35 protein-coding genes are annotated in these 25,657 nt (G+C 69.2%); 23 read left to right on the plus strand and 12 right to left on the minus strand.

The window, feature by feature from the left end; all coding sequences use genetic code 11:
- Window positions 1-3: 3 nt before the first annotated feature.
- Complete coding sequence (locus tag BS329_RS18700; protein ID WP_076162502.1) at window positions 4-1,317, minus strand: nicotinate phosphoribosyltransferase; 1,314 nt, start codon at window positions 1,315-1,317, stop codon at window positions 4-6.
- A gap of 74 nt (window positions 1,318-1,391) precedes the next feature.
- Between BS329_RS18700 and clpS the strand changes: the two genes are divergently transcribed.
- The 9 genes from clpS (at window position 1,392) to BS329_RS18745 (ending at window position 6,567) form a co-directional block, all read left to right on the plus strand.
- Entirely contained in the window at window positions 1,392-1,691 is a 300-nt protein-coding gene (clpS, locus tag BS329_RS18705) for an ATP-dependent Clp protease adapter ClpS (RefSeq protein ID WP_076162504.1), read from the plus strand.
- The gene (locus BS329_RS18710; RefSeq protein ID WP_076162506.1) at window positions 1,688-2,245 is read left to right on the plus strand and encodes a DUF2017 domain-containing protein; all 558 of its coding nucleotides are present in this window, start codon (window positions 1,688-1,690) and stop codon (window positions 2,243-2,245) included. Before clpS ends, BS329_RS18710 begins: the two co-directional genes overlap by 4 nt.
- Window positions 2,242-3,234 (plus strand): P1 family peptidase, encoded by a 993-nt coding sequence (locus BS329_RS18715; protein ID WP_076162508.1) that lies wholly within the window; start codon window positions 2,242-2,244, stop codon window positions 3,232-3,234. Before BS329_RS18710 ends, BS329_RS18715 begins: the two co-directional genes overlap by 4 nt.
- 30 nt (window positions 3,235-3,264) lie before the next feature.
- The gene (locus tag BS329_RS18720) at window positions 3,265-3,513 is read left to right on the plus strand and encodes a hypothetical protein (RefSeq protein WP_076162510.1); all 249 of its coding nucleotides are present in this window, start codon (window positions 3,265-3,267) and stop codon (window positions 3,511-3,513) included.
- A complete protein-coding gene (locus tag BS329_RS18725) occupies window positions 3,506-4,006 on the plus strand; it encodes a DUF2017 family protein (RefSeq protein ID WP_076162512.1) in 501 nt (166 codons plus the stop codon). The genes BS329_RS18720 and BS329_RS18725 overlap by 8 nt, the downstream gene beginning before the upstream one ends.
- A gap of 55 nt (window positions 4,007-4,061) precedes the next feature.
- Window positions 4,062-4,469 (plus strand): M67 family metallopeptidase, encoded by a 408-nt coding sequence (locus tag BS329_RS18730; RefSeq protein WP_101613470.1) that lies wholly within the window; start codon window positions 4,062-4,064, stop codon window positions 4,467-4,469.
- A gap of 73 nt (window positions 4,470-4,542) precedes the next feature.
- On the plus strand, window positions 4,543-4,815 hold the full coding sequence (locus tag BS329_RS18735; protein ID WP_005165659.1) for a MoaD/ThiS family protein: 273 nt from the start codon (window positions 4,543-4,545) through the stop codon (window positions 4,813-4,815).
- A gap of 3 nt (window positions 4,816-4,818) precedes the next feature.
- Window positions 4,819-5,769, plus strand: a complete 951-nt coding sequence (locus BS329_RS18740; RefSeq protein WP_076162516.1) for a PLP-dependent cysteine synthase family protein — start codon at window positions 4,819-4,821, stop codon at window positions 5,767-5,769.
- Between the two features lie 84 nt (window positions 5,770-5,853).
- Window positions 5,854-6,567, plus strand: coding sequence for an aspartate/glutamate racemase family protein (locus BS329_RS18745; RefSeq protein ID WP_076162809.1), 714 nt, complete (start codon window positions 5,854-5,856; stop codon window positions 6,565-6,567).
- On the opposite strand, the gene BS329_RS18750 is transcribed toward BS329_RS18745, so the two are convergent.
- Window positions 6,528-7,400 carry an arylamine N-acetyltransferase family protein gene (locus BS329_RS18750; protein ID WP_076162810.1) on the minus strand — a complete coding sequence of 291 codons (873 nt, stop codon included), beginning with the start codon at window positions 7,398-7,400 and terminating at the stop codon, window positions 6,528-6,530. The two genes, BS329_RS18745 and BS329_RS18750, sit on opposite strands and share 40 nt — an antisense overlap.
- 91 nt (window positions 7,401-7,491) lie before the next feature.
- Between BS329_RS18750 and BS329_RS18755 the strand changes: the two genes are divergently transcribed.
- Genes BS329_RS18755 through rdgB form a run of 5 tightly spaced genes read left to right on the plus strand, consistent with a single transcriptional unit; the run spans window position 7,492 to window position 11,156 of the window.
- The gene (locus BS329_RS18755; RefSeq protein WP_076162518.1) at window positions 7,492-8,154 is read left to right on the plus strand and encodes a rhomboid family intramembrane serine protease; all 663 of its coding nucleotides are present in this window, start codon (window positions 7,492-7,494) and stop codon (window positions 8,152-8,154) included.
- Window positions 8,151-8,957: a glutamate racemase gene (murI, locus tag BS329_RS18760; protein WP_076162520.1), complete on the plus strand. Its 807-nt coding sequence runs from the start codon at window positions 8,151-8,153 to the stop codon at window positions 8,955-8,957. Before BS329_RS18755 ends, murI begins: the two co-directional genes overlap by 4 nt.
- A gap of 29 nt (window positions 8,958-8,986) precedes the next feature.
- Window positions 8,987-9,754: an MBL fold metallo-hydrolase gene (locus BS329_RS18765; protein ID WP_076162522.1), complete on the plus strand. Its 768-nt coding sequence runs from the start codon at window positions 8,987-8,989 to the stop codon at window positions 9,752-9,754.
- A gap of 23 nt (window positions 9,755-9,777) precedes the next feature.
- Window positions 9,778-10,554, plus strand: a complete 777-nt coding sequence (gene rph, locus BS329_RS18770; RefSeq protein WP_076162811.1) for a ribonuclease PH — start codon at window positions 9,778-9,780, stop codon at window positions 10,552-10,554.
- Complete coding sequence (gene rdgB, locus BS329_RS18775; RefSeq protein ID WP_076162524.1) at window positions 10,551-11,156, plus strand: RdgB/HAM1 family non-canonical purine NTP pyrophosphatase; 606 nt, start codon at window positions 10,551-10,553, stop codon at window positions 11,154-11,156. Before rph ends, rdgB begins: the two co-directional genes overlap by 4 nt.
- Before the next feature lie 77 nt (window positions 11,157-11,233).
- Here the strand turns inward: rdgB and bcp are convergent, their stop codons facing one another.
- From bcp to BS329_RS18790, 3 genes are all read right to left on the minus strand, one after another.
- Window positions 11,234-11,710 (minus strand): thioredoxin-dependent thiol peroxidase, encoded by a 477-nt coding sequence (gene bcp / locus BS329_RS18780; RefSeq protein WP_076162526.1) that lies wholly within the window; start codon window positions 11,708-11,710, stop codon window positions 11,234-11,236.
- Between the two features lie 28 nt (window positions 11,711-11,738).
- Window positions 11,739-12,284, minus strand: a complete 546-nt coding sequence (locus tag BS329_RS18785; RefSeq protein ID WP_076162528.1) for a hypothetical protein — start codon at window positions 12,282-12,284, stop codon at window positions 11,739-11,741.
- A 200-nt stretch (window positions 12,285-12,484) separates the two neighbouring features.
- A complete protein-coding gene (locus BS329_RS18790; RefSeq protein ID WP_076162529.1) occupies window positions 12,485-12,667 on the minus strand; it encodes a hypothetical protein in 183 nt (60 codons plus the stop codon).
- A gap of 130 nt (window positions 12,668-12,797) precedes the next feature.
- On the opposite strand from BS329_RS18790, the gene BS329_RS18795 reads away from it, so the two are divergent.
- A complete protein-coding gene (locus tag BS329_RS18795) occupies window positions 12,798-13,757 on the plus strand; it encodes a glycoside hydrolase family 25 protein (RefSeq protein ID WP_279628162.1) in 960 nt (319 codons plus the stop codon).
- Between the two features lie 36 nt (window positions 13,758-13,793).
- Here BS329_RS18795 and BS329_RS18800 read toward each other — a convergent pair whose 3' ends face one another.
- From BS329_RS18800 to BS329_RS18825, 6 genes are read right to left on the minus strand one after another with little or no spacing between them, the layout of a single operon-like run.
- Window positions 13,794-14,255 (minus strand): (2Fe-2S)-binding protein, encoded by a 462-nt coding sequence (locus BS329_RS18800; protein WP_076162530.1) that lies wholly within the window; start codon window positions 14,253-14,255, stop codon window positions 13,794-13,796.
- Window positions 14,252-15,100, minus strand: coding sequence for an FAD binding domain-containing protein (locus tag BS329_RS18805; RefSeq protein ID WP_076162531.1), 849 nt, complete (start codon window positions 15,098-15,100; stop codon window positions 14,252-14,254). The genes BS329_RS18800 and BS329_RS18805 overlap by 4 nt, the downstream gene beginning before the upstream one ends.
- The gene (locus BS329_RS18810; protein ID WP_076162532.1) at window positions 15,097-17,433 is read right to left on the minus strand and encodes a xanthine dehydrogenase family protein molybdopterin-binding subunit; all 2,337 of its coding nucleotides are present in this window, start codon (window positions 17,431-17,433) and stop codon (window positions 15,097-15,099) included. Before BS329_RS18810 ends, BS329_RS18805 begins: the two co-directional genes overlap by 4 nt.
- Before the next feature lie 48 nt (window positions 17,434-17,481).
- Window positions 17,482-17,958 (minus strand): DUF3237 domain-containing protein, encoded by a 477-nt coding sequence (locus tag BS329_RS18815; protein WP_076162533.1) that lies wholly within the window; start codon window positions 17,956-17,958, stop codon window positions 17,482-17,484.
- Window positions 17,955-18,386 carry an ester cyclase gene (locus tag BS329_RS18820; RefSeq protein WP_084749922.1) on the minus strand — a complete coding sequence of 144 codons (432 nt, stop codon included), beginning with the start codon at window positions 18,384-18,386 and terminating at the stop codon, window positions 17,955-17,957. Before BS329_RS18820 ends, BS329_RS18815 begins: the two co-directional genes overlap by 4 nt.
- 51 nt (window positions 18,387-18,437) lie before the next feature.
- Window positions 18,438-19,373 (minus strand): LysR family transcriptional regulator, encoded by a 936-nt coding sequence (locus tag BS329_RS18825; protein WP_076162813.1) that lies wholly within the window; start codon window positions 19,371-19,373, stop codon window positions 18,438-18,440.
- Between the two features lie 115 nt (window positions 19,374-19,488).
- Between BS329_RS18825 and BS329_RS18830 the strand changes: the two genes are divergently transcribed.
- Window positions 19,489-19,725, plus strand: coding sequence for a hypothetical protein (locus tag BS329_RS18830; RefSeq protein ID WP_425266369.1), 237 nt, complete (start codon window positions 19,489-19,491; stop codon window positions 19,723-19,725).
- Here BS329_RS18830 and BS329_RS18835 read toward each other — a convergent pair.
- The gene (locus BS329_RS18835; protein ID WP_076162535.1) at window positions 19,685-20,206 is read right to left on the minus strand and encodes a DinB family protein; all 522 of its coding nucleotides are present in this window, start codon (window positions 20,204-20,206) and stop codon (window positions 19,685-19,687) included. The genes BS329_RS18830 and BS329_RS18835 overlap by 41 nt on opposite strands.
- A 54-nt stretch (window positions 20,207-20,260) precedes the next feature.
- Here BS329_RS18835 and BS329_RS18840 point away from each other — a divergent pair, with 54 nt between their 5' ends.
- From BS329_RS18840 to BS329_RS18870, 7 genes are all read left to right on the plus strand, one after another.
- Window positions 20,261-21,034 (plus strand): aminotransferase class IV family protein, encoded by a 774-nt coding sequence (locus BS329_RS18840; RefSeq protein WP_076162536.1) that lies wholly within the window; start codon window positions 20,261-20,263, stop codon window positions 21,032-21,034.
- Between the two features lie 13 nt (window positions 21,035-21,047).
- Complete coding sequence (locus BS329_RS18845; protein ID WP_076162537.1) at window positions 21,048-21,635, plus strand: short chain dehydrogenase; 588 nt, start codon at window positions 21,048-21,050, stop codon at window positions 21,633-21,635.
- Between the two features lie 32 nt (window positions 21,636-21,667).
- Window positions 21,668-22,675 (plus strand): methyltransferase, encoded by a 1,008-nt coding sequence (locus tag BS329_RS18850; RefSeq protein WP_076162538.1) that lies wholly within the window; start codon window positions 21,668-21,670, stop codon window positions 22,673-22,675.
- Window positions 22,672-22,911 (plus strand): hypothetical protein, encoded by a 240-nt coding sequence (locus tag BS329_RS18855; RefSeq protein ID WP_076162539.1) that lies wholly within the window; start codon window positions 22,672-22,674, stop codon window positions 22,909-22,911. The genes BS329_RS18850 and BS329_RS18855 overlap by 4 nt, the downstream gene beginning before the upstream one ends.
- Complete coding sequence (locus BS329_RS18860; RefSeq protein WP_076162540.1) at window positions 22,908-24,035, plus strand: MBL fold metallo-hydrolase; 1,128 nt, start codon at window positions 22,908-22,910, stop codon at window positions 24,033-24,035. The genes BS329_RS18855 and BS329_RS18860 overlap by 4 nt, the downstream gene beginning before the upstream one ends.
- 550 nt (window positions 24,036-24,585) lie before the next feature.
- Entirely contained in the window at window positions 24,586-25,083 is a 498-nt protein-coding gene (locus BS329_RS18865) for a helix-turn-helix domain-containing protein (RefSeq protein WP_076162541.1), read from the plus strand.
- Window positions 25,080-25,424, plus strand: coding sequence for a HepT-like ribonuclease domain-containing protein (locus tag BS329_RS18870; protein WP_076162542.1), 345 nt, complete (start codon window positions 25,080-25,082; stop codon window positions 25,422-25,424). Before BS329_RS18865 ends, BS329_RS18870 begins: the two co-directional genes overlap by 4 nt.
- The last annotated feature ends 233 nt before the right edge of the window (window positions 25,425-25,657 follow it).

The following is a 25,657-nucleotide window of genomic DNA, read 5'->3' on the forward strand; positions in this document are numbered from 1 at the left end:
TCATCAGACGAATACGGTCGGGATGGCGGGCTCCCCGTGCGAGAGCTTGAGGCCCTCCCACGGCAGGCTCACCAAGGCCCGGCGAAGCCGCTGGCGCGCGTCGTCCAGCGTGGGCAAATCATTCACCGTCCGGCCGTCCCGGACCAGCGGAATCTGCAATTCGTGGTCGTTCGGTCCCTGTTCCGGGACCTGCGAGGACGGCGCCGCGGCCGTCCAGATCACCTCTTCGACGGCGGTGCCGGTGTCGCGGTGCCGCCGCAGCACGGATTTCCGGCCGCCGCGGGACTCCTTGTGCGCGCTGCGCTTGGCGACCGGTTTACCGTCGACGTCCACGAGTTTGTAGACCATCCCGGCGGTCGGCGCGCCGGAGCCGGTGACGACCGAAGTGCCGACGCCGTACGCGTCGACAGGCTCCGCCCGGAGCGCCGCGATGGCGTGTTCGTCGAGGTCACCGGACACCACGATGCGGGTGTCCTTGGCGCCGAGGGCGTCCAGCTGCTCGCGGGCCTTGCGGGCCAGCGGGCCCACGTCACCGGAGTCGATGCGGATCGCGCCGAGTTCGGTCCCCGCCACCCGGACAGCTGTTTCGATGCCCTTGGTGATGTCGTAGGTGTCCACCAGGAGTGTGGTGTCGGCGCCCATCTTGTCCACCTGCGCGTGGAACGCCTCCTCCTCGCTGTCGTGCAGCAGCATGAAGGCGTGCGCGACGGTGCCCCGCGTCGGGATCCCGTAGCGGCGACCCGCTTCGAGGTTGGACGTCGTGGCGAAACCGGCGAGGTACGCGGCCCGCGCGGCGGCGACGGCGGCCCACTCGTGGGTGCGGCGCCCGCCCATCTCGATGATCGGCCTGCCGTGCGCGGCGCCCGACATACGCGCCGCGGCGGACGCGATCGCGCTGTCGTGGTTGAGGATCGACAGGATCAGCGTCTCCAGCACGACGGCCTCGCCGAAGGAACCGGCGACGGTCAGGATCGGGGAGCCGGGGAAGTAGAGCTCGCCCTCGGGGTAACCATCGATGTTCCCCTGGAAGGAGTAGTCCGCGAGCCACGAAAGGGTGGCGTCGTCGACGACGGCGGTCGCCTCCAGCTGGCTCAGCTCGGCGTCGGTGAACCGGAAGTCCGCGATCGAGTCGAGGACCCGGCCGGTTCCCGCGACGACGCCGTAGCGGCGACCGTCGGGCAGGCGACGGGCGAAGACCTCGAAGACACACGGCCGATCCGCGGTCCCGTCGGCCAGGGCGCTGGCCAGCATGGTCAGCTCGTAGTGGTCGGTGAGCAACGCGGTGCCGGCGCCAGTGGCCGCCTCGGGGAAACCCATGCTGCCAGCCTATTCACCCACATGGCCGGACCTGCCAGCCCGTACCGGGTTGGGCCCGTGACACCATGGAGTGCATGTCCACGCCTGTCGCATCCGAGCAGACGCAGGTTGATCCACAGGGAGTAGAGGTCGTCTCTGAGGACAACCCCTGGCGGACGGTCGTCTGGAACGATCCGGTGAACCTCATGTCGTACGTGACGTACGTGTTCCAGAAGCTGTTCGGTTACAGCCGGGACCATGCGACGAAGTTGATGCTCGACGTGCACCAGAAGGGTAAGGCGATCGTGTCGTCCGGCTCGAAGGAGAAGGTCGAGACCGACGTCGCGAAACTGCACGCGGCCGGCCTCTGGGCGACGATGGAGCAGCCTTCATGAACGGATGGCGCCGCAAAGGCGAAACCATCGTCGCCGGGTTCGAGCAGCAGGAGGCCGCGGTGCTCCGCGGTCTGGTCAGCCAGCTGGAGGACATGCTCACCGCGCGTGCCGAGGAGGCGCCGCAGGACGAGCTGGCGGAGCTGACCGGGATCCGCACCGGCCCGACCGAGTCGCCCGACGATCCGGTGCTTTCGCGGCTGTTGCCGGACTTCCACAAGCTGGATCCGGACAACCCGACCCGCGAGGACATCGATTCGGCCGCGGCGATGCGGTCGATCCACGAACCCGATCTGCTGGACAGGAAGGTCGGCGTCGCCAAGATCGTGCTGGACACCCTGCCGCGTGACGGCGGGGACGTGCGGCTGACCTTCGAGCAGGCCGACGCGTGGCTCGGCGCGCTGAACGACGTCCGGCTGGCGCTGGGCACCGCGCTCGACGTCACCGAGGACATGCCCGACGAACTGCCCGAGGACGATCCCCGCGCGCCGCATCTGGGCGTCTACCACTGGCTGACCTGGGTTCAGGAGACCCTCATCCAGTCGCTGACGTCGTGATCACCGACGTTCCGGGTGTGCTGGTCGGGCACCACGAGCGGGTCGGCGACGGGTGGTCGACCGGGACGACGGTCGTGCTGGTCCCCGGCGGCGCCGTCGGGGCCGTCGACCAGCGCGGCGGCGCGCCCGGCACGCGGGAGACCAATCTGCTGGAGCCGGAGAACCTGGTCCAGCACGTCAACGCGATCTGCCTGTCGGGCGGGAGCGCGTACGGCCTGGCCGCGGCGGACGGCGTCATGCGCTGGCTCGCCGAGCGGAACCTGGGCATGCCGGTCGGTGCCGAACCGCACGAGGTGGTGCCGATCGTGCCCGCGGCGGTGCTGTTCGACCTGCCGCGCGGTGACTGGGGCAACCGTCCGGACGCCTCCTTCGGCTACGCGGCCTGTGAAGCGGCCGCGGCCGGTCCTGTGCCGCTGGGCACCGTCGGCGCGGGTGCCGGGGCGAAGGCGGGATCACTCAAAGGCGGGATCGGGACGGCCTCGGAACGGGTCGGGGAGTTCACCGTCGGCGTCGTCGCCGCCGTGAACGCCGCCGGCGAGGCCGTCGACCTCTCGACCGGCCGCGCCTTCGCGGCGGATCACGAGGTCGACGGCGAGTTCGGCGTCCGCTGGCCCGACCGGCCCGGCGACGTCGAGGCGAAGGCGGCAGGGCTCAACACGACCATCGGCGTGGTCGCGGTCGACGCGGCGTTGTCCAAGGCGGAGGCGCGACGGCTCGCGGTGGCCGCCCAGGACGGTCTCGCCAGGGCCGTACGCCCGGCGCACACGATGTTCGACGGCGACACGGTCTTCGCGCTGGCGACCGGCGAGCGGGAACTACCCGGCGGCGCGGGCCCGATCGCGGCGACGCGACGGGCGGCGGTGCTGGACACGCTGTGCTCGGCGGCCGCGCGGGTGTTCGGGCGGGCGATGGTGCACGGCGTGCTGAACGCCACTGCGGCGGGTGGCATGCGCGCGTACCGCGACGTGTGGCCCGAAGCCCTCGCGTAACGAGGAACGGACGCTGACGATCAAGTCGGCATGCAGCACGGGGGCTCGTGGATCGTCGAGATCCACCACGACAACATCAACACCAGAATGGGCTTCATGCTGGTCTTCGAAGAGCTGCTCGGCATGTCCGCCGGCGAAGGGGCCCAGCTGGTCGACACCCTCGACCAGAACGGCCATGCCGACTTCACGCCCCTGCCACAGCCCGAGGCAGAGCGGTTGGTCGCCGCGTTCCAGGTCCGCGGTGTCAGCGCGAAGCTGCGGAAGGCCCGGCGTGCGTGACGCGGCGCGGGTGGCCCGCGAGGGCGACGGCGCCCGGATCGACATGGTGGAGAACGTGGCCGAGGTGCTGCGGTTCGTCCTGAGCGACTTCGCCGCCGCGCTGGCAGCCGATCCGGCAGGACCGGAGGGCATACCCGGCGAGCTGCTGTTCCCGGACGCCTACCGCCGGAAGGCCGACAGCGCCGAGTTCCGGGCGACGTACGGCCAGGCCATGCGGAGCGAGGTCGCCGCCGCGACGACCCGCGTGATCGAGACCTGGCCGGACGGGCAGGTCGTGATCCTCGACCGGGCCGGAGTGCGTGACCTGCGTCTCGTACTCGTCCACGCCCAGGTCCGGTACTTACGCAAGCCGCGCTGGAAGACCGCCCCACCGGACGAGCGCTACGCGAAGAATGACCGCGAGGTGACGTCTTTCTGGCTTCAGCAACTGGACCGCATGATCAGCGGGGTGGTCTACGTCGATCCCGCCGAGCCGATCGTCTACACGCTCTGAGTGGCGGCAATCTCAGAGTGTGGACCGGCCGCGTCCAGCACCTAAGATGTGCGATGTGCTCCGGATCCGCCGTGAACTAGTCGACGAGATCGTCGCCCATGCCCGTCGTGACCATCCCGATGAGGCGTGCGGGGTGATCGCCGGACCCGAAGGATCGGACAGTCCCGAGCGGTACATCCCGATGCTGAACGCGGCACGCTCACCCACGTTCTACGAATTCGACTCGGGCGATCTGCTCAAGCTCTACCGCGAGATGGACGCCAACGACGAGGTCCCGGTGGTCATCTACCACTCGCACACCGCGACGGACGCCTACCCGTCGCGCACCGATGTCTCGTACGCCTCGGAACCGGACGCGCACTACGTGCTCGTGTCCACGAAGGACCCCGACTCGCATCAATTCCGGTCGTACCGGATCGTGGACGGGGAGATCACCGAGGAGCCCGTCGAGATCACCGGCTGAACCCCCGCCCCGGAATAAGCCGGGCCCGCCCGAACGTCTGCGTTGTAGAGAACACCACCGGAGGTAGAAAACCATGGCCGTGACCGTGTCCATCCCGACCATCCTGCGTACGCACACCGGCGGCGAGAAGTCCGTCGAGGCGACCGGCAAGACCGTGCTCGAGGTGATCGACGACATCGAGTCCCGCCACGGCGGCCTCAAGGCCCGTCTGGTCAAGGAAGAGAAGCTGCACCGCTTCGTCAACGTCTACGTCAACGACGAGGACGTCCGCTTCTCCGGTGGTCTCGAGGCCGAGGTCAAGGACGGCGACACGCTGACCATCCTGCCCGCCGTGGCCGGAGGCTGATCCATGGCTCGCTTCGAGTCGCTGCTCGACACGCTCGGCGGGACCCCGCTGGTCGGCCTGCCCCGGCTTTCGCCCACGCACGACGTGCGGTTGTGGGCGAAGCTGGAGGATCGCAACCCGACCGGTTCGATCAAGGATCGCCCGGCGCTGGCGATGATCGAGGCCGCCGAGCGTGAGGGCACCCTCCGGCGCGGCTCCACGATCCTGGAGCCGACGTCGGGCAACACCGGGATTTCGCTCGCCATGGCCGCGAAGCTCAAGGGCTACGGCCTGGTGTGCGTCATGCCGGAGAACACCTCCACCGAACGTAAGCAGCTGCTCCAGGCGTACGGCGCGCGGATCGTCTTCTCGCCGGCGGCGGGCGGGTCCAACGAGGCGGTGCGCCGGGCGAAGGAGCTGGCCGAGGCGAACCCGGACTGGGTGATGCTCTACCAGTACGGCAACCCGGCCAACGCCGAAGCGCACTACCGCGGCACCGGGCCCGAACTGCTCAAGGACCTGCCGACGCTGACGCATTTCGTCGGCGGCCTCGGCACCACCGGCACGCTGGTCGGGGTCGGGCGCTACCTGCACGAGGTGAAGCCGGACGTGCAGATCATCGCGGCCGAGCCGCGCTACGGCGAGCTGGTGTACGGCCTGCGGAACCTGGACGAGGGCTTCGTCCCGGAGCTTTACGACGCGAGTGTGCTCAACGGCCGCTTCTCCGTCGGGGCGTACGACGCGCTTCGCCGGACACGTGAGCTGCTGGAGCACGAAGGCATCTTCGCGGGGATCTCGACCGGTGCGGTGCTGCACGCGGCGCTGGCCGTCGCCGAGAAGGCCGCCGCTACGGGTAAGCCCGCCGACGTGGCCTTCGTGGTCGCGGACGCTGGGTGGAAGTACCTCTCTACGGGCGCTTACTCCGGCTCGCTCGACGAAGCGGCCGAAAGGCTCGATGGGCAGCTCTGGGCCTGACCTACGTGTTATGAACGGACCTTTCATAACAGAATTTGTTATGAAAGGTCCGTTCATAACAAGGGCGCTGGCATGATGGCGGGCGTGAAGACCATCGGGTTGCTGGGCGGGATGAGCTGGGAATCGTCGGCCGAGTACTACCGGCTGGTCAACGAGCGCGTCCGTGAGCTGCGCGGCGGGTACCACTCCGCGCGTACCGTGCTCTACTCCGTGGACTTCGCCGACTTCGAAGCGATGCAGGCCGAAGGCCGCTGGGACGACGCGGGCCGGGAACTGAACCGTGCTGCTCGCGGCCTCGAAGCGGCCGGAGCGGACGTCGTCGTCTTGTGCACCAACACGATGCACAAGGTCGCCGATCAGCTCACCGACGGCCTCGGCATTCCGTTGCTGCACATCGCCGACACCACGGCCGCCGCGATCAAGGCCGGGCACCTCGAACGCGTCGGGCTCCTGGGCACCGGCTTCACCATGACCCAGCCGTTCTACCGCGAACGCCTCGCCGCGCACGGGCTCGACGTGCTCGTGCCGGACGAAGCCGATCGCGAGACGGTGCACCGGGTCATCTACGACGAACTCATCCACGGCGTCGTCACCGAGGACTCCCGTGCGCGGTACCGCGAAGTCATCGCGCGGCTCGTAGAGGCGGGTGCCAACGGCGTGATCTACGGTTGCACCGAGATCGGACTGCTCGTCGGCCCCGAAGACAGCCCCGTGCCGACCTTCCCCACCGCCAGGCTGCACGCCGAAGCGGCCGTGAACTACGCGCTCGGCGAGATCTCACTCCCTCCAGCCACGTGACGCTCGTGCTGGGAGACGGCCTGCCGCCACAGCCTGTCCTGTTCTTCACCGGTGAAACCGCCGCGCGGCACGCCGAAAACGTCCTCGATCGCCGTCCACCACAGGGCGGGTGACTCCAGCACCGTCTTGTCGCCCGGCAGCCTGCTCAAAGTCAGCGCGCGCAGTGAGTCGACGCCCTCGGCGTCCCGGCGTTGCAGCACGAGCGTGCGGACGAACCCGGAGTCCGCGGCCGTGGACAGCTCGACGTGCTTGTCGGCGAAGTCCGCCATCACGGCCGTCTCCGGCGCGAAGTCCATCCCGACGAAGCTGCCCTGCGGATCGTGGTCAAACCGCCAGCCACCCGGCGTGACCTCCGAGGCCCGCATGCCGAACACCAGCGGCCCCTGTTTGTACTCGCCTTCGAGCAGCGGGAGCGGCTCGTGGATGCCGTCGCCGAGCCCCACGTCGGCGAACCAGCTCATTTCCGGTGTCTCCGCCAGGCCGGACACGGTCAGCGGCAGGTGGTTGAGGTGGATCCCGGCCGGGTCGCCGGGCAGCTGCGCCCCACCCGGATGCCTCGTGACCCGGTAGCCGAGTGCGCCCAGCAGCGCGGAGAACGCGCCGTTGAGGTGATAGCAGTAGCCGCCGCGACCGGCGGCGATCCGGCCGAACGACACCGCCGGATCCAGCGAGGTCACCCGGCCCAGCTGAACTTCGAAGTCTTCGTACGGCACCCGTTCCACGTGTGCCGCGTGCAGCCGGAAGAGCGCGCCGAGGGACGGCGGCTCGTGCTCGAGGCCGAGTCGCGCGAGGTAGGCAGGCACGTCGACGTGCTCGGAAGAAGAAGTCCCCATGCCGACGACCGTAGCGCCGCCCACCGACAATTCAGGGTTCTCACGGAGGCGATCCCGCCGTTCCCCGTCGTAGCCTGGGGAGGTGACCACCATGCCTTCCCAGCCGGTCCCGGCGAGCGAGTCGTCCGGTACGGATCCGGCCAAACGCGTCCTGCCGCCGAACCCGAAGGCCGCCGTGCTCGTGGCGCTGGCCTTCACCGTGCTGCTCTACCTGGTCGAGCTGGTCGACGTGGTGCTGCCCGCCGACCTCGACCAGGGCGGCATCCTCGCCCGCGATGTCTCTGGCCTCGACGGCGTGCTCTGGGCGCCGTTGCTGCACGCGGGCTGGGGGCATCTGTTCTCCAACACCGTCCCGGTCCTGGTGTTCGCCTTCCTCGCGATGGCCGCGGGTATCGGCCGGTGGGTGCTGGTCACCGCCATCATCTGGGTGCTCTCCGGGCTCGGTGTCTGGCTGATCGCGCCAGACAACACGGTGACCGTCGGCGCATCCGGCGTCGCCTTCGGCTGGCTCGCGTTCCTGCTGGTCAGGGGTATTTTCAACCGGGCCGTCGGGCAGATCCTGGTGGCCGTGGTGCTGCTGGGCATCTGGAGCGGGATGCTCTGGGGACTGCTTCCGGGTGATCCGGGCGTCTCGTGGCAGGGCCATCTGTTCGGCGCGCTGTCCGGGGTCTTCGCGGCCTGGGTGGTGGCGCGGATGGGCAAGACCCAAGCCCGGAAAGTGACCTCCGCCGGTCCGGGTAGCCTCGCCGGGTGACCAAGCCGAGCGCCGACGCCCCCATCGGCGTCTTCGATTCCGGAGTGGGCGGACTCACCGTCGCCAGGGCGATCCTGGAGCAGCTGCCCGGTGAGCAGCTGCGCTACGTCGGCGACACCGCCCGTAACCCGTACGGTCCGCTGCCCATCGCGACGGCGCGCGAGTACGCGCTCGCGGCGTTGGACGACATCGTCGAGGGTGGGGTGAAGGCGCTGGTCATCGCCTGCAACACCGCCTCCGCCGCTTGTCTTCGCGACGCGAGGGAGCGCTACGACGTCCCCGTGGTCGAGGTGGTGCTCCCGGCCGCGCGCCGGGCCGTCTCGGCCACGCGCTCCGGCCGGATCGGCGTGATCGGCACCGAGGGCACCGTCCGGTCCCGCGCTTACGACGACGCCTTCAACGCCGCCACGGACGTCGAGATCACCAGTGTCGCGTGCCCGCGGTTCGTGGACTTCGTCGAACGCGGGATCACCACCGGCCGCCAGGTGCTCGGCCTCGCACAGGGATATCTGGAGCCCTTGCTGGACGCGCAGGTCGACACGCTGGTCATGGGCTGCACGCATTACCCGTTGCTGTCCGGCGTGCTGCAGATCGTCATGGGCCAGGACGTCACGCTGGTGTCCAGCGCCGAGGAAACCGCGCGTGACCTCGTGCGAGTCCTCACCGAGAACGATCTCCTCGCCGAACGCGACACCCCGCCGCGGCACGAGTTCGTCGCCACTGGATCCGCCGAGCCGTTCACCCGGCTCGCACAGCGGTTCATGGGTTTCGCTCCGGGTGTGCTGGCTCCCACCCGAGCGTAAATCGCCGATTCCACGCTTAAGGTGTCACAGTGCGTCTCACGATCCTCGGCTGCTGCGGCAGCATTCCCGGGCCCAACGCCGCCGCGTCCGGCTACCTGATCGAGGCGGACGGGTTCGTCCTGGGGCTCGAGCTCGGCAACGGGACGCTCGCCGGATTGCAGGCCCTGCGCGACCCGTTCGATCTGGACGCGCTGATCCTTTCGCACCTCCACCCGGATCACTGTGCCGACGTCAGCGCGCTGACCGTGCTGCGGCGCTACCACCCCGCGCTGCCGTATCCGGCGAGGCCGCGGCGGCTGCCGGTGTACGGGCCGTCGGACGTGCACGAGCGGCTCGCCTACGCCTACGCGGCGAACGAGGAGGAGCGGGCGACCACCGATCTCTCCGACGTCTTCGCCTTCGACGTCCTGCGGGCGGAGCCCATGGAGATCGGGCCGTTCGGGATCACCGCGGTCCCTGTCGACCATCCGACCCCGGCGTTCGGCCTGCGGATCGCCCACGGCGGCAAGACACTCGCCTACACCGGCGACACCGGCGTCTGCGACACCTTGACCGACCTCGCCGCGGGCGCCGACGTCCTGCTGTCGGAGGCGTCGTGGACCGACTCGCCCGAGCGGCCCGCCGGCGTCCACTTGTCCGGCAAGGAAGCGGGCGAACTGGGGCGCAAGGCCGGGGTGGGGCGGCTGCTGCTCACCCACGTCGCGCCCTGGACCGACCGCGACGCCGTGCTCGCCGAGGCGGCCGTCGCGTTCCCCGCCGCCGAGCTGGTCGAGCAGGGCGCTGTCTACGACCTCTGACGCGGGGTTCTAGAGTGACGGCCGTGGCGAGAAAAGACGGCAGGAACGACGACCAGCTTCGCGACATCAAGATCACCCGCGGCTTCCAGCGGTGGCCGGCGGGCTCGGTGTTGATCGAGTTCGGCGACACCCGGGTGCTGTGCGCGGCGAGCGTCACCGAAGGCGTCCCCCGCTGGCGGGCCGGTTCCGGTCTCGGCTGGGTCACCGCCGAGTACGCGATGCTGCCGTCGTCGACCAACACCCGCAGCGACCGCGAATCCATCAAAGGCCGCGTCGGCGGCCGCACGCACGAGATCTCCCGGCTGATCGGCCGGTCCCTGCGCGCCTGCATCGACCTGGCGGCGCTGGGGGAGAACACGATCGTCATCGACTGCGACGTCATCCAGGCCGACGGCGGCACCCGCACGGCCGCGGTGACCGGCGGCTACGTCGCGCTCGCCGACGCCGTCACCTGGCTCGGCGCGGCGGGCCGCCTCGCCGACCCGCAGCCGCTTTCGTCCTCGGTGGCGGCGGTGAGCGTGGGCGTCGTCGACGGCCGCGTGCGGCTCGACCTGCCCTACGAGGAGGACTCGCGCGCGGAGGTCGACATGAACGTCGTCGCCACCGACGCGGGCACCATGATCGAGGTCCAGGGCACCGGCGAAGGCGCCACCTTCGCCCGGTCCACTTTGGACACCATGCTGGACATGGCGCTCGAGGGCTGCGCGGAGCTGACCCGCTTGCAGACCGAGGCGCTCGCGCTGCCGTACCCCGGCGAACTGCCCGAGCCGCGCACGGACAAGAAGAAGGGCGCGAAGTGACCAAGCTGCTCCTTGCCACCCGCAACGCGAAGAAGCTCGGCGAACTCCGGCGCATCCTGGTGGCGGAAGGGATCGAAGGCGTCGAGGTCATCGGCCTCGCCGACGTCTCCGAGTTCCCCGAAGCACCCGAAACCGCTCCGGACTTCGAGGGCAACGCGCTCGCGAAGGCGCGGGACGCGGCCGCCGCGACCGGCCTCCCGTCCATCGCGGACGACTCCGGTATCGCCGTCGACGCGCTCAACGGCATGCCGGGCGTGCTCTCGGCCCGCTGGTCGGGCAAGCACGGCGACGACGAGGCGAACCTCGACCTCGTGCTGGCGCAGCTGTCCGACACTCCCGACGAGCGGATGGGCGCGGCCTTCGTCTGCGCGGCGGCGCTGGTCGTCCCCGGCGGCGACGAGACCGTGGTGCGCGGCGAATGGCGAGGCTCGCTGATCCGGGAACGCCGTGGCGCCAACGGATTCGGCTACGACCCGATCTTCGTGCCCGAAGGTGGGACGCGGTCGTCCGCTGAGCTGGAACCGTCCGAAAAGGACGCTTCTTCGCACCGAGGGCTGGCGTTGCGGGCGTTGGTGGGAGAACTCCGGAAACTGGCGGGCTGAGTCTCGTGACCCACCGCGTTTCGTCCTCTAGTTGTGGTCGTTGCGTGTGCAACTACCGCAACTAGAGGACGAAACGCTCAGGACGCCAGCGAGAGGTCCCGCAGCAGCTTCGCGACGTGCCCGGTGGCGCGCACGTTGTACTGTGCCACCGCGATCTTGCCGTCCGCGTCGACGACGAAAGTCGAGCGGATGACGCCTTCGTAGACCTTGCCGTAGTTCTTCTTCTCGCCGAAGGCGCTGTACGCCTTGAGAACGGTCTTCTCCGTGTCGGACAGCAGCGGAAAGGTCAGCCCCTCCGCCTCGGCGAACTTCGCGAGCTTCGCGGGCTTGTCCGGGGAGATGCCGAGCACCTGGTAGCCGGCGTCGTTGAGTTGCGCGAGGCTGTCCCGGAAGTCGCAGGCCTGTTTCGTGCAGCCCGGCGTGCCGGCGCTCGGGTAGAAGTAGACGACGACCGACTTGCCGCGGAAGTCGCTGAGCTTGACGTCGTTGCCCTCGCTGTCGGGGAGGGTGAAGTCGGGTGCTTTGTCGCCGGGGGAGAGTCGCTGCTCGGTCATGACGCACACGGTAGCGAAACCGGCGGCGTCAGACCTTCCCGCAGTACTTCGCGGCGACGGGTTCCGCGGGGCTCGGCCGCACCTGGAGGCGCAGCTTCACCGGCTTGTCCGGAACGGCGAACGCCAGGTTCAGGTGGACGGACCGGCCGGGCGCCACGTCCTTGCCCGCGTCCGCGATGCCGTTGTAGCCCTGCACGGCGTCGACGACCTGTTTGACGGAGGAGCTTTCGCCGTCGACCTCGCCCGTCACAGACAGGCCGGAGAGCCGGTAGGTCCCGTCGCCCGCGTTGGTCACCTCGATGCCGAAGGCCACCGCGCGCGGGCTCTGCGGGTACGCCGACGTGCTGGGGCGGAACGACTTCGGCGCGGACACGGAGATCGTGACGCCGGTCGCGAACCGGTGCGGGGCGCCGAACGCGAGGTCGCCTTCCGCGTGGGTGGCGGCCAGCCCTTGCGCCGGGGCGTCCGCGGCGAGGGCGGCGGCCCCCTTCTCCGGTGCCTGGACCCCGCACGCGGCCGCCAGCATCAGTGAGCAGGCGGTGAGCAAGAGCTTCGGGGTGCGCGGGGGCGCCATGTGCGGTTACTCCAGTCGGCGGTGCGGGTGGGCCGTTCGAGGTAGTCATTACTGCCGAAGAGTCCAGAGTGACGGTCTTCTGCTGCTGAGAGGAGCGGCGCGGCCGGGTTGAGGCGCACCTGGTGTACAGCCGTGGCCGATCCGTGATCGGAAGGGTACGGCTAGTGACAGTCGTCACCTCGGTGGCACACCGATCAGGGTCAGACGGCGATGGCGAAGAACAGGATGAAGATCGCCAGACCGGACACCCAGGCCACGATCAGCCAGCCGAAATCACGCATCGGGTCGACCGCGCGGCTCTCCTCGCCCGGGACGTAGACGCCGCGCTCTTCGAACCAGTCCACCCACCGTGTCATCCAGCGAAAGGGGCTCCGAGACGCCATGGTCGTCACAGTACGGGCACGGGTGAGCCGGGTCAGTCAGGGAGGGGCCGCCCGAAAGGGCGAACTGGATGTCCTATTAATCGCCCACTAGGCCCTTTTGTCCAACTCGTTCGGCCGTCAGGCTGTAATGATGGCGCTGGGAATAGATGTCTACAGCCGCTTCCAATCCGTTACCAACTGGCAATCCGTGAAGAACCACGGCGTTTCCTACGTTTTCGTGAAACTCACCGACGGTGGGGGCCTGCCGAACGGCGGCCGCAACACCGGAGACGCTTTGGTGGCCGGAGCGAGATCCGTGGGAATCCCGGTGGGGGGCTACCACTTCGCTCAGGCGAGTCCTTCACCTGAGGCACAGGCGGATGTGTTCATCGCCGAGGTCCGACGGCTCGGGGCGACCGGCTGCGCCCCGATGCTCGACCTCGAGGACAACCCGCAGGGTTCGGGGGCACCCAACATCCCCGACGGGCGTAAGCGGGACTTCTCGATCAGGTTCTGCAACCGCGTGGCGGGACACGGGTTCCGGCCGGGCGTGTACATGAACAACTCACTCGCGAAGATGCTGCGCCCCGACCGGTTCGGCGTGCCGGACCTGGTGATCTGGATCGCGCGTTACGGCGCCAAACCCGACGCCGCCGCGGGCCGCTACGACGTGCACCAGTACTCGGACGCCGGTCAGGTCCCCGGTATCCGCGCGAGCAGTGTCGACCTCAACGAGTCCTACACGAACGCCCACTTGACCGGCGGCGGCGCCGCCCCGAAGCGGAAGGCGACGACAGAACTCATGGAACGCAGGACCATTTCGGCCAGCCCGTCCACCACGTCCGTGCGGCTGCTGCTCTCCGGCAGTGAGACGGCCGCGATCATCGTCCGTCCGCGGGTCGACGGCGACGGCATCACCGACGCGCCCGTATGGCAGGGAAACATCTACGCCTGGGGCAGCGACAAGGTCGGCGTCGGCGGGAATCCCTTGCAGACGCCCGGATTCAACCCGAAGACGGTTTCGCACCGGCGGTACGCCCTGCCGGGCGCGGTGTGGGCCGACTTCGAATACAGCTCGAACGTGGAGTTCGAGATCGACATCGTCGGTTGACCCCGGACCCGACCCGGCACAGGGGCTTCAGGTACTTCACCGGCCCGGCGCCGCGTCCCGGATGGCGTCCACGATGAACTGGTAACCCGTGCACCGGCACAGGTTTCCCGAGATCCCCTGCCGGATCTCGGCGTCCGTCGGAGCGGGGTTCTCCTTCAGCAACTCGAGCGCCGTCGCCAGCATCCCGGGCGTGCAGAAACCGCATTGCAGGCCGTGGTGCTTCCGGAACGATTCCTGGAGCGGATGCAACTCGCCGCCCGAGGCGAGGCCCTCGACGGTGACGATTTCCGCGCCGTCCACCTGCGCCGCCAGCAGACAGCATGAACGAGCGCTCGCGCCGTCGAGGGTGATCGTGCACGAGCCGCAGACGCCGTGTTCGCAGCCGACGTGCACCCCGGTGAAACCCAGGTCGTGGCGCAGGAAGTCGGCCAGCGTCCGGCGCGGTTCGCAGTCGGCGCGGTAGGTCCGTCCGTTCACCGTCAGGGTGACCGTGATCATGCGCCCTCCTTCGCTCGCGTGATCGCCCGCCTGGTGAGGACCGCGGCCATCTCGCGCCGGTAGCCGGACGGGGCGTGGAGGTCGCCGGGCGGGTCGGTCGCGGCGGCGGCGAGATCGGCCGCGGCGGCGATCACACCGTCCGTCAGGGGCCGGCCGGTGAGCGACGCTTCGGCGGCGATGGCCCGGATCGGCGTGGGGCCCGCGCCCGCGACGGCGATCCGCGCGGTTTCGCAGACGCCGCCGGACATCGTCACGGTGGCGAAGACGGCGACCAGCGCGAGGTCACGGCTGCGACGGCTCAGTTCCTCGACGGCGCAGCCGCCGGGAAGCACCGGCACCGAAATCCGGGTCAGGAGTTCACCGGCCCCCAACGCGGTCCGATACGGGCCGAGGAAGAAGTCCCGTGCGGCGATCGTCCGTTCGCCGTCCGGCCCGTGGACGGCGAATTCGGCGTCGAGCGCGACCATCACCGCGGGCAGCTCCGCGGCCGGGTCGGCGTGCGCGAGGCTGCCGCCGATCGTGCCCCGGTTCCGGATCGCCACATGCCCCACGTGACCGAGCGCTTCGGCGAGCAGTGGAACGTCCGACCGGACGACGTCGGACGTCTCGGCGACCCGGTGCCGGGTGAGCGCGCCGATTTCCAGGCGCCCGTTCTCCTTGCGCAGAAAGGAAAGCTCGTCGACACGGTTGATGTCGACCACCAGCGACGGCCGAGCGTGGCGCAGGTTCAGCAACGGCACCAGACTCTGCCCGCCTGCCAGTGCCAGCGAGTCCGGTGTGCCCAGAGCCCGGACGGCCTCCTCGACCGACGACGCCCGGAGATAGTCGAACGGCGCGGCCTTCATCGGTGGGTCCCCCGCTTCATCGCGGCCAGCAGCCGGGGCGGCGTGATCGGCAGCGAAGTGATTTCGACGCCGTAGTCGCGCAGCGCGTCCTCGACAGCGTGCGCGATCGCCGCGCCACCGCCGATCACCCCCGCTTCCCCCATCCCCTTGAACCCGCCGGGGACATGCTCGGCCGGCGTCGCCATATGGGACACGGAAAACGGCGGGATCTCGGTCGCGGTCGGCAGCAGGTAGCCGGTGAACGAAGTGGTCTCCATCCGCCCGTCGGCACCGTAGACCAGCTCCTCGTACAGCGCGCCGCCGATCGCTTGCGCCGCACCGCCGTGCAACTGCCCGTCCACGATCGTCGGGTTGATCACCGTGCCGCAGTCGTGCGCGATCAGGTAGTCCAGCAGCGTCACCACGCCGGTCTCACGGTCGACTTGGGCGAGCACGGCGGTGCAGCCGAACGCCGTCGCGACGTTGATCGGGTCGTAGACTTCCCGCTCCTCCAGGGTCGGCGTTTCGTCTTCCGGCCAGACACCGTTCAGCCGCCGGTATGCCGCGTCGCCGATCGCGGCCAGCGTGACCTCCTTGCCCGGCACGCCTTTCACCGACACGACACCGTCCTCAAGGGACAGATCGTCGGGGGAGGCCTCCAGGATGTGCCCGGCCACCCGCAGGATTTTCGCCCGCAGCCGGGTCGACGCGTTCAGCACGGCGGCGCCACCGACGGCCGCTCCTCGGCTCGCCGCCGTGCCGTAGCCGGTGTACGGGCAGCTGTCGGTGTCCCCGGACAGCACGGTGACGTGGTCGAGCGGGACGCCGAGCGTGTGCGCGGCCACCTGCGCCAGCGTCGTGTGGATGCCCTGGCCGATCGCGGACAGTCCGGTGTAGACGGTGACGTGGCCGGTCGAGTCGACTCGCACGACCTCCTCGTCGAAACCGGAATGCCCCAGGCCGGAAAGGTTGATGATCCGGCTCGGCCCGAAGCCGGTCAGTTCGTTGTGGAACGAATACCCGATGCCGACACCGTTTCCGCGGCGTTCCGCCCAGCCCGCGTCTTCGACCGCCTTCAGACAGAGATCCAGGCACTCTTCGTAGCGGCCGCTGTCGTAGACGAACACCGGACTCTGGTAGGGAAAGGCTTCCGGCGGAATGAAGTTCTTGCGCCGCACCGCGTGCGCGTTGAGGCCGAGGCGTTTCGCCAGTTGTTCCACCAGATGTTCGTGCACGAAGTTCGCCTTCGGCAGCCCGTACCCGCGGAACGACCCGTACGGCGAGCGGTTCGTCATCACGGCGACGAGGCTCAGTTCCACGTTCGGGATGGCGTACGGCCCGGTCAGCAGCGCGGTCGTCGTCCAGCACGGGCTGGGGCCGACCGTCCCGAGCACGCCACCGAGGACGCCGTACACCGTGGCGCGCAGACCGGTGATCGTGCCGTCGTTCTTGGCCGCGAGTTCGACGTCGATCTTCTGCTCGCGCGAGTGCGCGTTGGCGACGAAGCTTTCCGCCCGGTCCTCGATGAGCTTGACCGGCTTCTCAGTGCGTCGCGAGAGGATCGCCGCGAGGACCTCTTCGGCGTAGAAGTCGAACTTGTTCCCGAAGCCGCCGCCGACGTCGGGAGTGCGCACGCGGATCCGGTCCATCGAGAGCCCGAAGACCTCACCGAACAGTTCCCGCGCCAGATTGGGTGCCTGCGTCGCGAGCCAGACGTCGAGCCGGTCGGTGAACGGATCCCAGGTCGCCACCACGCCGCGTGTTTCGATCGGCGTGCCCATCTGGCGTGCGAAGCGGAACGATTCGGTGAGCACGACGTCGGCCTCGGCGAACGCGGCGCGCACGTCACCCATCGGGATGGTGCCGGTGCCGGCGATGTTGTCCGGCCAGTCTTCGTAAAGCTTCGGCGCGCCGTCCGCCAGCGCTTGTTCGAGCGTGCTGACGGCCGGGAGTTCCTCGTACTCGACCTCGATCAGCTCCAGCGCGTCTTCTGCGGTCGCCCGGTCCTTCGCCGCGACAGCCGCGACGCCCTGCCCGGGATACCGCACCTTGCCGACGGCCAGCGCGTGGCTCTCGGACACCCGCATGTCCGGCAGGTTCGCCCAGATCACCGGCTGCGGTGCCTTGGTGCTCGCCAGCACGTCCTCGCCGGTGATCACGGCGAACACGCCGGGATGGGCGTTCGCGGCGGTGACGTCGACGCGCACGATCCGCGCGTGCGGCAGGGGACTGCGGAGGATCGCGGCCTCGAGCATCCCCGGCAAGCGGACGTCGTCGATGTACCGCGCCCGGCCGGTGAGCAGGCGGACGTCCTCCTGCCGGGTCACCCTCGCGCCGATCAGCCCCTCGCCCATACGTCCACTTTTCCGTACCGGCGGGCCTTCGCGCATCGTGCACATGGGTCAGAGGATCCTGGCGACCCGGTACGCGATCCCGTCCTCGACCAGGTAGCCCGAGCCCGCGCAGACGACGTCGTTCAGCCAGGAGTAGCGCTCGGAACCGGTCTCGAACAGCGGATTCGTCCGGAAGTAGTACCGGGCCGGATCGACCAGATGCCGGGTCGCGGGGTCGGCGACTTCGGCGCGGAGCCCGGCCGGGATCCGCCAGCGACCGCCGTAGGTCATGTGCAGCAGCGCGTCGTCCTGGGTGCGCAGGGTCAGCCGGACGTCGAGCGTCATCGTCCCGTCGGGACGGAACACGGCCCAGTCGCCGCCGATCGGAAGCACCTCGCCGCGCAGGTCCGGGCCCTCGAACGCGCCACCTGCGGCGCCGAAGAACACCCGGCCGCCGCCGATGTCCAGCCGCGGGTGCAGGTCGACGACGAGGTCGAAGAGCAGCTCCGTGCGGAGTTCTCCGACGTCCTTCACGCGCGTGATCACGAGCCGAAAACCTTTCGCCGGACGGCGTCGGTCGAGACGCCGGACTGGGCGCAGAGCGCCGAGAGGTCGAAGAAGAACCGTTCGGACGCGATGAGGCCGTCCGCGAAGGTGAACTGGATGAACACGGGGAGTTCGGCGCGCCCGCCGTGGGGCACGACGCCGAACCGGTCGCCGGTCATGGTCATCCGCGCGGTGCCCCAGCAGACGAGCGTCGCGCCGTCGCTCACGTGGCCGTCGAGGGTGACGTCGTAGTCGGGAAAGGTGGCGAAGAAGCGCTTGAGCGCCTTCTCGTTCTCGGCTCGGCCCTTCGCTGTCGTGCCGAAGGCGGGGGTTTCAAGGGTCATGTCCGGATGGAGCAGGTCCAGTGCGGCGGGGACGTCCTGTCTGCTCTTGGCGACGGCCAGGGCTTGGACGAGTTCGAAGGTCACCAACCAAACGTACGATCGTTCGTATAGTTAGGCAAGTGGGTGCTCGAGTCCTCAGCCCTGGGCGCCCATCGCCGCCCGGTCCGCCACCGGCAACCACTGCCGATCCGCGTCGAACGGCCGGTACCCGGTCCGGACGTGCTCGATCAGCAGAGGCAGCGTGGGGTGCCGGTTTTCGTGCCGCCACAGCAGGGAGAACGGGTACACCGGAGTCGGGTCGACGAGCGGGATCCGGACGACGTCCGGATGCCACGGCACGTGCATCTTCGCGCCGACGAAGCCGAGGCGGTCCTTCGATCCGCTGAGTACCTCGATGTGGTGTTCCAGCCCGAAGTTCGGGCCGTCGGTGTCGACGAGGATGCCGAACGCCGGGCACAGTTCCTGCCAGAATTCCGCCCACTCGCTGGCCCGCGCGTTGTAGGGCATCCAGGCCGTGAGGCCGTCGAGTTCCGCCATCTCGACCCGCCGCCGTCGCGCGAGCGGGTGCCGCCGTCCGACCAGCAGGTGGGCCGGCTCCAGATAGGCGGGTGTGCGGCCGATCGCGGGGTCCGTCACGGTGCTGACCCGGGCGAAAGCGGCATCGACCGACTCGGGCGGCATCGGACGGCGCACCGCGCCCAGTCCGGGCGTGACGAGTTCCAGTTCGTCGTCGTGATCGGCGTGGAAGGCGCGGATCACTTCCATGGTCGCCAAGCGCGTGCCGAGGACGTCGACGCGCAGTGGGCGGCGCCTTCCGTGAAGGCGCTCGACGGCCTGGTCCGCGAGGCTGATCAGCGCGCGAGCGTGCTTGAGGAACTCCTCGCCGTGCTCGGTCGGCTCGGCCCCGCCGCGTGTCCGCGACAGCAGTCGCACGCCGAGGTCCGCTTCGAGTTTCGCGACCCGTTTGGAGATCGCCTGCTGGCTCATCTCCAACCGGATCGCCGCCTCGCTGAAGTACCGGTCCTCGGCCACCGCGACGAAAGCGCGCACCGCGCCGAGGTCGAGTTCCACCGTGTCCTCCTCGTACAACCCAGGGTTGTCGCCTGCCGCGTGTCGCTTGTCGGACAACGCCTGTGCGCCTTGGGTCCAATCGCCGCGACAGGCCGGAATCGTACAACCGTGGGGAGTGGCCGATAGACTCCTCGATCTTTCCGCCGCGGAAGACGAGGAACCGCCCTTGACCCTGCACGCGACCGCCGAGCGGCTGACCGAGGACGCCGTCCTCGAACTGAAGCGGACTTTGCTGGCGCATCAAGGGGATACGCCGGTCCGGGTGAAGCTCGCCGGGAGGTCGTACGCGCTCGACGACTACCCCGTCGCCGTCAGCCCGATGCTTTGGGGCGAGCGGATCGCAGCAACCTGAGCTGCCCGATCTCGGACACGTTCTTCATCAGCTCGGAGTTCACCCAGGCGACCGTGTGCGCGAAGGTGAGTCCGGCTTCCTCGCCCCACGGGTAGCCGGAGGACACGTCCAAGTCGTCGTCGGTCAAGCGTTCCAGCACGACCAGCCATTCCTCGCGCAGTCCGCGCAACCAGGCGATGGCGGAGTCCTCACCCGGCCAAGTGATCTCCTCGCGCTCACGTGGGGTGCGTCGGTTCGCGTGATCGAGGGCGACGCTCCACCACCAGCCGATATGCCAGGTGAGCCAGGCGATCGTGGGGACCGGGACGGGTTCGGGTTCGGTATCGGCCCAGTCGGGAGTGCCGTCCGGGCGCACCGTCCAGCACAGGGCGGCGGGCTCCCAGAGGAAGTCTTCCGGCGCCGGCGCGGCGAGGTGGTGGTCGAACAACGACCAGGTCAGGTCGAACTGCCAGCGCAGCAGTTCGGAACGCGATACGGACACCGGCGGATCTTTCCCGCGCGGCCGGAGCGGCCGCAACCGGATTACCGTGCGGACATGAGTTCTCCTGTCGCGCAGCGGAACGGCCGGACGGCGACCGCCGAAGACCTGGCGCCGCTCGCCTTCGCCGGTTTCGCCCACTTCACGGCCATGCAGGTGCGTGACGGCCGGATCCGCGGTCTCGACCTGCATCTGGACCGGCTCCGGACCGCCTCGCTGGAGCTGTTCGGTGACGCCCTCCCCGACGACCGGATCCGGTCCTGTCTGCGCAAGGCGCTGGAGTCCGGTCCCGCCGACGTCTCCCTGACCGTGACGATCCATCTGCCGGATGAACTCGAAGTCCTGGTGCGCACCCGGCCCCCGGCGTCCGGCCCGGCGGGTCCGCTGGCGCTGGCGGTCGTCGAGCACGAGCGCTTCCTCCCCGCCATCAAGCACACGGGCGAGACGGCGAAGACGCACTTCCAGCGGCAGGCCGTCGGCGAAGGGTTCGACGACGCGGCGTTCGTGGACCGTGAGGGCAGATTGAGTGAGGCGACGATCTGGAACCTCGCCTTCTGGGATCGCGATACGGTGGTGTGGCCCGAAGCCGGTCTGCTGCGGGGAACGACGATGGGCATCGTCCAGCGGCGTCTGGAGGGGCTCGGTGTGCCGCAACGGGTCCAGGAGATCACCCGCGCGGACCTGCCGGGGCTCGGCGGCGCGGTGGTCATGAACTCGTGGACGCCGGGGATCGCGGTGCGCCGGATCGGCACCACGCCGCTGCCGGAAGCGCCGTCGTTCATCGAAGCGCTGCACCGGGCTTACCAAGCGGAACCCCTCACCCGCCCCTGAAAGGAACACGCCGATGAAGATCCTCGTGGTCGGTGCCACCGGGACGATCGGAGCCGCGGTCTCCGAAGCGCTCACCGCGCGCGGGCACACCGTGCTCCCCGCGTCCCGCTCCGGCGACTTCAAGGTGGACGTCGAGCAGCCCGCCACCCTCGACGCGCTCTTCGCCACCGAGCCGGGTATCGAGCATGTCGTGTGCTGCGCGGGGAGTGGCTCGCTGGTGCCGGTCGACGGCGGCACCGACGAAGAGTTCACCCAGGGCCTGCGAGGGAAACTGCTCGGCCAGGTGTTCCTGCTGCGGCACGCCGTCCCGCATCTGCCGGACGGCGGTTCGGTCACGCTGACCGCGGGCCGGATCCCGGAGACGTTGCGTGGCGGCGCGTTCGGCATCCTGACCAACGCCGGTCTCGAAGCGTTCGTCGCCGCCGCGGCCCGCGAACTGCCCCGCGGCCTGCGCGTCAACGCCGTCAGCCCCGGCTGGGTGAGCGAAACGCTCGCCGCGCTCGGCGAACCGGACGGCGGCACCCCGGCGGCGGACGTCGCGCGGAGCTACGTCGAGGCGGTCGAGACCGCGGGCCTCACGGGGCGGACGCTGACACCTTAAAAGGATTGACCGCGCTGCCACAGTGGACAGCCGTGACCACTCATGACAAGGACAGACAGGAATTCCTCCGCCTGGCCGGGCTGGCGACGCCGATGGCGCTGCGGGTCGCCGTCACCCTCGGCCTGCCGGACCGGTTGTCCGGCGAAGGCGCGGCCGCCGGTGAACTGGCGGCGGAACTCGGCCAATCCCCGCTCGCGCTCGACCTGCTGCTGGGGCATCTCGTGACCCTCGGCGTCGTGGAGCCTGCTCCGGCCGGTTACCGCACCACCGAGTACGGGGCGAAACTCCGTGCCGACGCCGGAAACGGCCTCGCCGGACTTCTGGACATCAACGCCGCCGGAGGACGAGGCGAACTGGCGTTCGTCGAACTCGCGCACAGCGTCGCCACCGGGCAGGCGGGCTACATCCGCCGCTACGGCCAGGACTTCTGGGCCGATCTCGCCGAGCATCCGCGCCTCCGGGAGACGTTCGACCGGCAGATGACCCAGCGGTTCAGCGCGCAGATCCCGGGGCTCGTCGCCGGTTTCGACTGGTCCCGCTTCGGGACGATAGTCGACGTCGGCGGCGGTCACGGCAGCCTGCTCGCCGCGATCCTGATGGCCAATCCCGCGGTGCGCGGCCATCTTGTCGATCTCGCGCCCACCGCGGCCGGCGCCGAGAAAGCCTTCGGTGAGCAGGGGCTCGAAGACCGGACCGAAGTGACCGCGGGCAGCTTCTTCGACCCGCTCCCGGCCGGCGCGGACGCCTATCTGCTGTCCGACATCCTTCACGACTGGGACGACGAGCACGCCCACCGCATCCTGGCCCGCTGTGCCGAAGCGGCCCGTCCCGGAGGCCGGGTCCTCGTCATCGAAGCGGTCGGCGGGCTGGGGGCCCAAACCGAGTGGGACCTGGTGATGCTCGTGCTCTACGGCGGCCGCGAGCGACGTCTGGACGAACTTCGTGACCTCGCCGCCGCGCACGGCCTGGTCTTCGAGTCCGTCACCACGCTGACCGGCGAGCGGAGCCTGCTGGAGTTCAGGGTCCGAGACATTCCTTGAACGCGTCCTGGTCACAGCAGCGCGAGCGTCATCAGGCCCTGCTCGCGGATGACGGTGGCGGGCAGCGGCTGTTCATCGACGGCCTGCCCGCGTCGAAATGGACGCTGACGTACCAGGAGGCCGACGGGCTGGGGGAAGATGGGCGCTGGTCTGCGACCGCGTGCGCTGATGGCTCGAAAGTAGGTGATTATCACCGACGCGACGCCGGCGGCTCCCGCGCGATCGTGGTGACATGACACGCGAAACGAAGCCCCCGGCATCAGGTCCGCTGACCAGGCGGACGATTCTGCGTTCGAGCGCCCTCGCGGCGGGTATGGCCACGGTCGGCGCCTTGTCACCGGCCGTGGCCGAAGCGGCGGAACCGCGCACCACGCCGACCGACGGGACCGAACTCGTCCTGCTGGGGACCGGGGCGGGCCCCACGCCTTCGCGCGGACGGTTCGGCATTTCGAGCGCGCTCGTCGTCCGCGGCGACGTCTACCTGATCGACTGCGGGCTCGGCGCGGTGTCGCAGTACGTGCGTTCGGGCCTGGACCCCGCGCGGTTGAAGGGCATCTTCATCACTCACCTCCACGCGGATCACATCGCCGATTACTTCACCTTCGCGACGTTCATGGCACCCCTGATCATGTCCAAGACCGGTCGGGTGCCGACCGTCGACGTGTACGGGCCGCCCAGCGCCGGGGCGCTGCCCGCCCGCCCCGGAGCGAAGTGGGTCGCGCCTCATCACCCGACTCCCGGCCTCGCCGATCTGACGAGGCTCTCCAACGAGGCCTTCGCCTACTCCAGCAACACGTTCATCGCCGAAGGGATCGGCTTCGACCCGGCCACCACTCTTCGCGTGCACGAGATCGAGGTGCCGGACGTGGGCGCGTCGCCGATCGGCGACACGGCGCCTGCGATGAAGCCCTTCCCCGTGATGCGTGACGGAAACATCGAGGTGACGGCGATCCTGGTGTCGCACGGCGCCGTCTTCCCCAGCCTGGCGTACCGGTTCGAGACCGAGCACGGCTCCGTGGTCTTCTCCGGGGACACCACCCTGACCCCGAACATCCCCACCTTGGCCGCCGACGCGGACCTGCTCGTGCACGAAGCCAATGATCCGCAGTGGTGGCACGACCACGGTGCCTCGGAGGAGTTCGTCGAGCACATGCGGGAGACCCATACGGATGTGCTGGACCTGGGCACGGTGGCCCGTCAGTCGGGCGTCGGTTCCCTCGTGCTCAGCCATATCGGCGACTTCCAGTCGACGGCGGACTGGCGGCGGCGCGCGCACCTCGGCGCCCGCAAGGGGGGCTATCGCGGGAAGGTGACCGTGGGGGAAGACCTCATGCGCCTGACCACGCCCGGTCGCCGCTGAGCAAGGGGCCCGCGTGCTGGGAGCAGCGTCGGCCAGACGACCTCGCCAGGTGCCGATTCCATCGTTGCCGGCTCGGACGGCTCAGGTTGCCAGTCGTCCGGTGCGATACCGGGAATTCAGTCGAGGAGGGAAGCGAAGATCGAGGGTCTGGGATTTCTTCCGCGATGATCGCCCAGGTATGCCTTGTGGCCGTCGTCAGCGCGGACGAGAGCTTCGATGCGATGGTGCTGGAACTCGGCCACCGCGAGTTTTCCTGTGGTGAGCGATAGGGCGATCTGGTGGTTTCGCCTTCCAAGGCGGGACGCCGGTTCTCGCTCTTCTCGATCAGTTCACCGATCTCGCGGATCACGCCTTTGGGCCGGGAGGCCGCCGCACTGACCGGCGTCAGTATTCGACCGGGGTAGCCGCCTCAGGCAGGTATGGAGAGCGCGTGGCGAAGAGGCATGGGAACGAGTGAATCCGTCGGGTTGTCGTCAGGCCGGGCGCTGGCGACAGCTACCTCATAGACAATCCGTGATACCCTCTCTTCGTGGAGAGAACCGCAGGGGCCATGCTCCGCGAGGCTCGGTGCCGAGCCAGGCTGTCGCAGACTGACCTGGCGCGCCGTGCGGGAGTGGCGCAGTCGGTGATCAGCGCTTATGAATCTGACAAGCGCGAACCGGGAATTCGCACTCTCGTCAAGTTGATCGAAGCGACAGGTCATGGGCTCTCGGTCGAACTCACCCCTATGCCGCGCAATCTGCTGGGCCTCCCCGACACCCATCTCGGCCTGCGGCTACGACGGCATCGACGTGCCGTGATCGCACTGGCTGAGCAACGGGGCGCGCACAACGTCCGGGTGTTCGGCAGCGTCGCACGAGGCGAGGACACCGCAACCAGCGACATCGATCTCCTGGTCGATCTCGACGACAACGTCGGTCTGTTCGCGCTGGCCGGTCTGCGCAGGGAACTCGGCGAACTCCTTGGCGTGGATGTCGACGTCGTGCCGGCCTCGACGCTGAAGCCGGCGATCCGAGAAAACGTCCGAGCAGAGGCGATCGCGCTGTGAGCCGCTACAACGACCAGCGCCTCGCGGACATCCTGGCCGCCGCGGCGGCGATCACCGACCACATGGGCCGTGGCGGACTCGATGACGGGCTTGTGTTCGACGCGGTGCGAGTCCGTCTCATCGAGATCGGTGAAGCGGTCAAAGCCATCGACTCCGAAGTGCTCGCACGAGAGCCGAGCATCCCCTGGATGGACGTCGCCGGGATGCGCAACCATCTCGCGCATCGCTACTTCGATACCGCCCACTCGATCGTGCAAGCCACCGTCTCGGCTGACCTGCCACCGCTCGTGGCCGCCGTCCAGCGGCTCCTCGACAACCTGCCGGATCGCCCCTTGGCTTGAATGAGCCGTGCGTGATGACGGTCACCCCCACGCTCGACGGGGACGTCCTAGCCGACCATGACGGCATCTTCACGACAGGGCAGCTTCAGTGTCTTCTGGCGAGGCACTCGGAGAAGGGATTCGCAAGGTGCTACGGCTCCTGGCGAAGCCGACAGGGTCGGGAACGCCTTCGCGTACCGGCTCAACCGTGAGCATCTCGCGGCAGAGCACCTCATCGGGCTCTCCCAAATCCG

The sequence above is a fragment of the Amycolatopsis coloradensis genome (assembly GCF_001953865.1).
Taxonomy (GTDB): domain Bacteria; phylum Actinomycetota; class Actinomycetes; order Mycobacteriales; family Pseudonocardiaceae; genus Amycolatopsis; species Amycolatopsis coloradensis.

Bases quoted from the DNA above. Each gene is read 5' to 3' on its own strand.
- BS329_RS18845 (WP_076162537.1), top strand. From the start codon at position 21,048: ATGAAGATCCTCGTGGTCGGTGCCACCGGGACGATCGGAGCCGCGGTC.
- BS329_RS18740 (WP_076162516.1), top strand. From the start codon at position 4,819: ATGGCTCGCTTCGAGTCGCTGCTCGACACGCTCGGCGGGACCCCGCTG.
- clpS (WP_076162504.1), top strand. From the start codon at position 1,392: ATGTCCACGCCTGTCGCATCCGAGCAGACGCAGGTTGATCCACAGGGA.
- BS329_RS18860 (WP_076162540.1), top strand. From the start codon at position 22,908: ATGACACGCGAAACGAAGCCCCCGGCATCAGGTCCGCTGACCAGGCGG.
- BS329_RS18810 (WP_076162532.1), bottom strand. From the start codon at position 17,433: ATGGGCGAGGGGCTGATCGGCGCGAGGGTGACCCGGCAGGAGGACGTC.
- BS329_RS18700 (WP_076162502.1), bottom strand. From the start codon at position 1,317: ATGGGTTTCCCCGAGGCGGCCACTGGCGCCGGCACCGCGTTGCTCACC.
- BS329_RS18710 (WP_076162506.1), top strand. From the start codon at position 1,688: ATGAACGGATGGCGCCGCAAAGGCGAAACCATCGTCGCCGGGTTCGAG.
- BS329_RS18800 (WP_076162530.1), bottom strand. From the start codon at position 14,255: ATGATCACGGTCACCCTGACGGTGAACGGACGGACCTACCGCGCCGAC.
- BS329_RS18720 (WP_076162510.1), top strand. From the start codon at position 3,265: ATGCAGCACGGGGGCTCGTGGATCGTCGAGATCCACCACGACAACATC.
- BS329_RS18805 (WP_076162531.1), bottom strand. From the start codon at position 15,100: ATGAAGGCCGCGCCGTTCGACTATCTCCGGGCGTCGTCGGTCGAGGAG.
- BS329_RS18755 (WP_076162518.1), top strand. From the start codon at position 7,492: ATGCCTTCCCAGCCGGTCCCGGCGAGCGAGTCGTCCGGTACGGATCCG.
- BS329_RS18785 (WP_076162528.1), bottom strand. From the start codon at position 12,284: ATGGCGCCCCCGCGCACCCCGAAGCTCTTGCTCACCGCCTGCTCACTG.
- BS329_RS18865 (WP_076162541.1), top strand. From the start codon at position 24,586: ATGCTCCGCGAGGCTCGGTGCCGAGCCAGGCTGTCGCAGACTGACCTG.
- BS329_RS18735 (WP_005165659.1), top strand. From the start codon at position 4,543: ATGGCCGTGACCGTGTCCATCCCGACCATCCTGCGTACGCACACCGGC.
- bcp (WP_076162526.1), bottom strand. From the start codon at position 11,710: ATGACCGAGCAGCGACTCTCCCCCGGCGACAAAGCACCCGACTTCACC.
- BS329_RS18790 (WP_076162529.1), bottom strand. From the start codon at position 12,667: ATGGCGTCTCGGAGCCCCTTTCGCTGGATGACACGGTGGGTGGACTGG.
- BS329_RS18795 (WP_279628162.1), top strand. From the start codon at position 12,798: ATGGCGCTGGGAATAGATGTCTACAGCCGCTTCCAATCCGTTACCAAC.
- BS329_RS18840 (WP_076162536.1), top strand. From the start codon at position 20,261: ATGAGTTCTCCTGTCGCGCAGCGGAACGGCCGGACGGCGACCGCCGAA.
- BS329_RS18750 (WP_076162810.1), bottom strand. From the start codon at position 7,400: ATGGGGACTTCTTCTTCCGAGCACGTCGACGTGCCTGCCTACCTCGCG.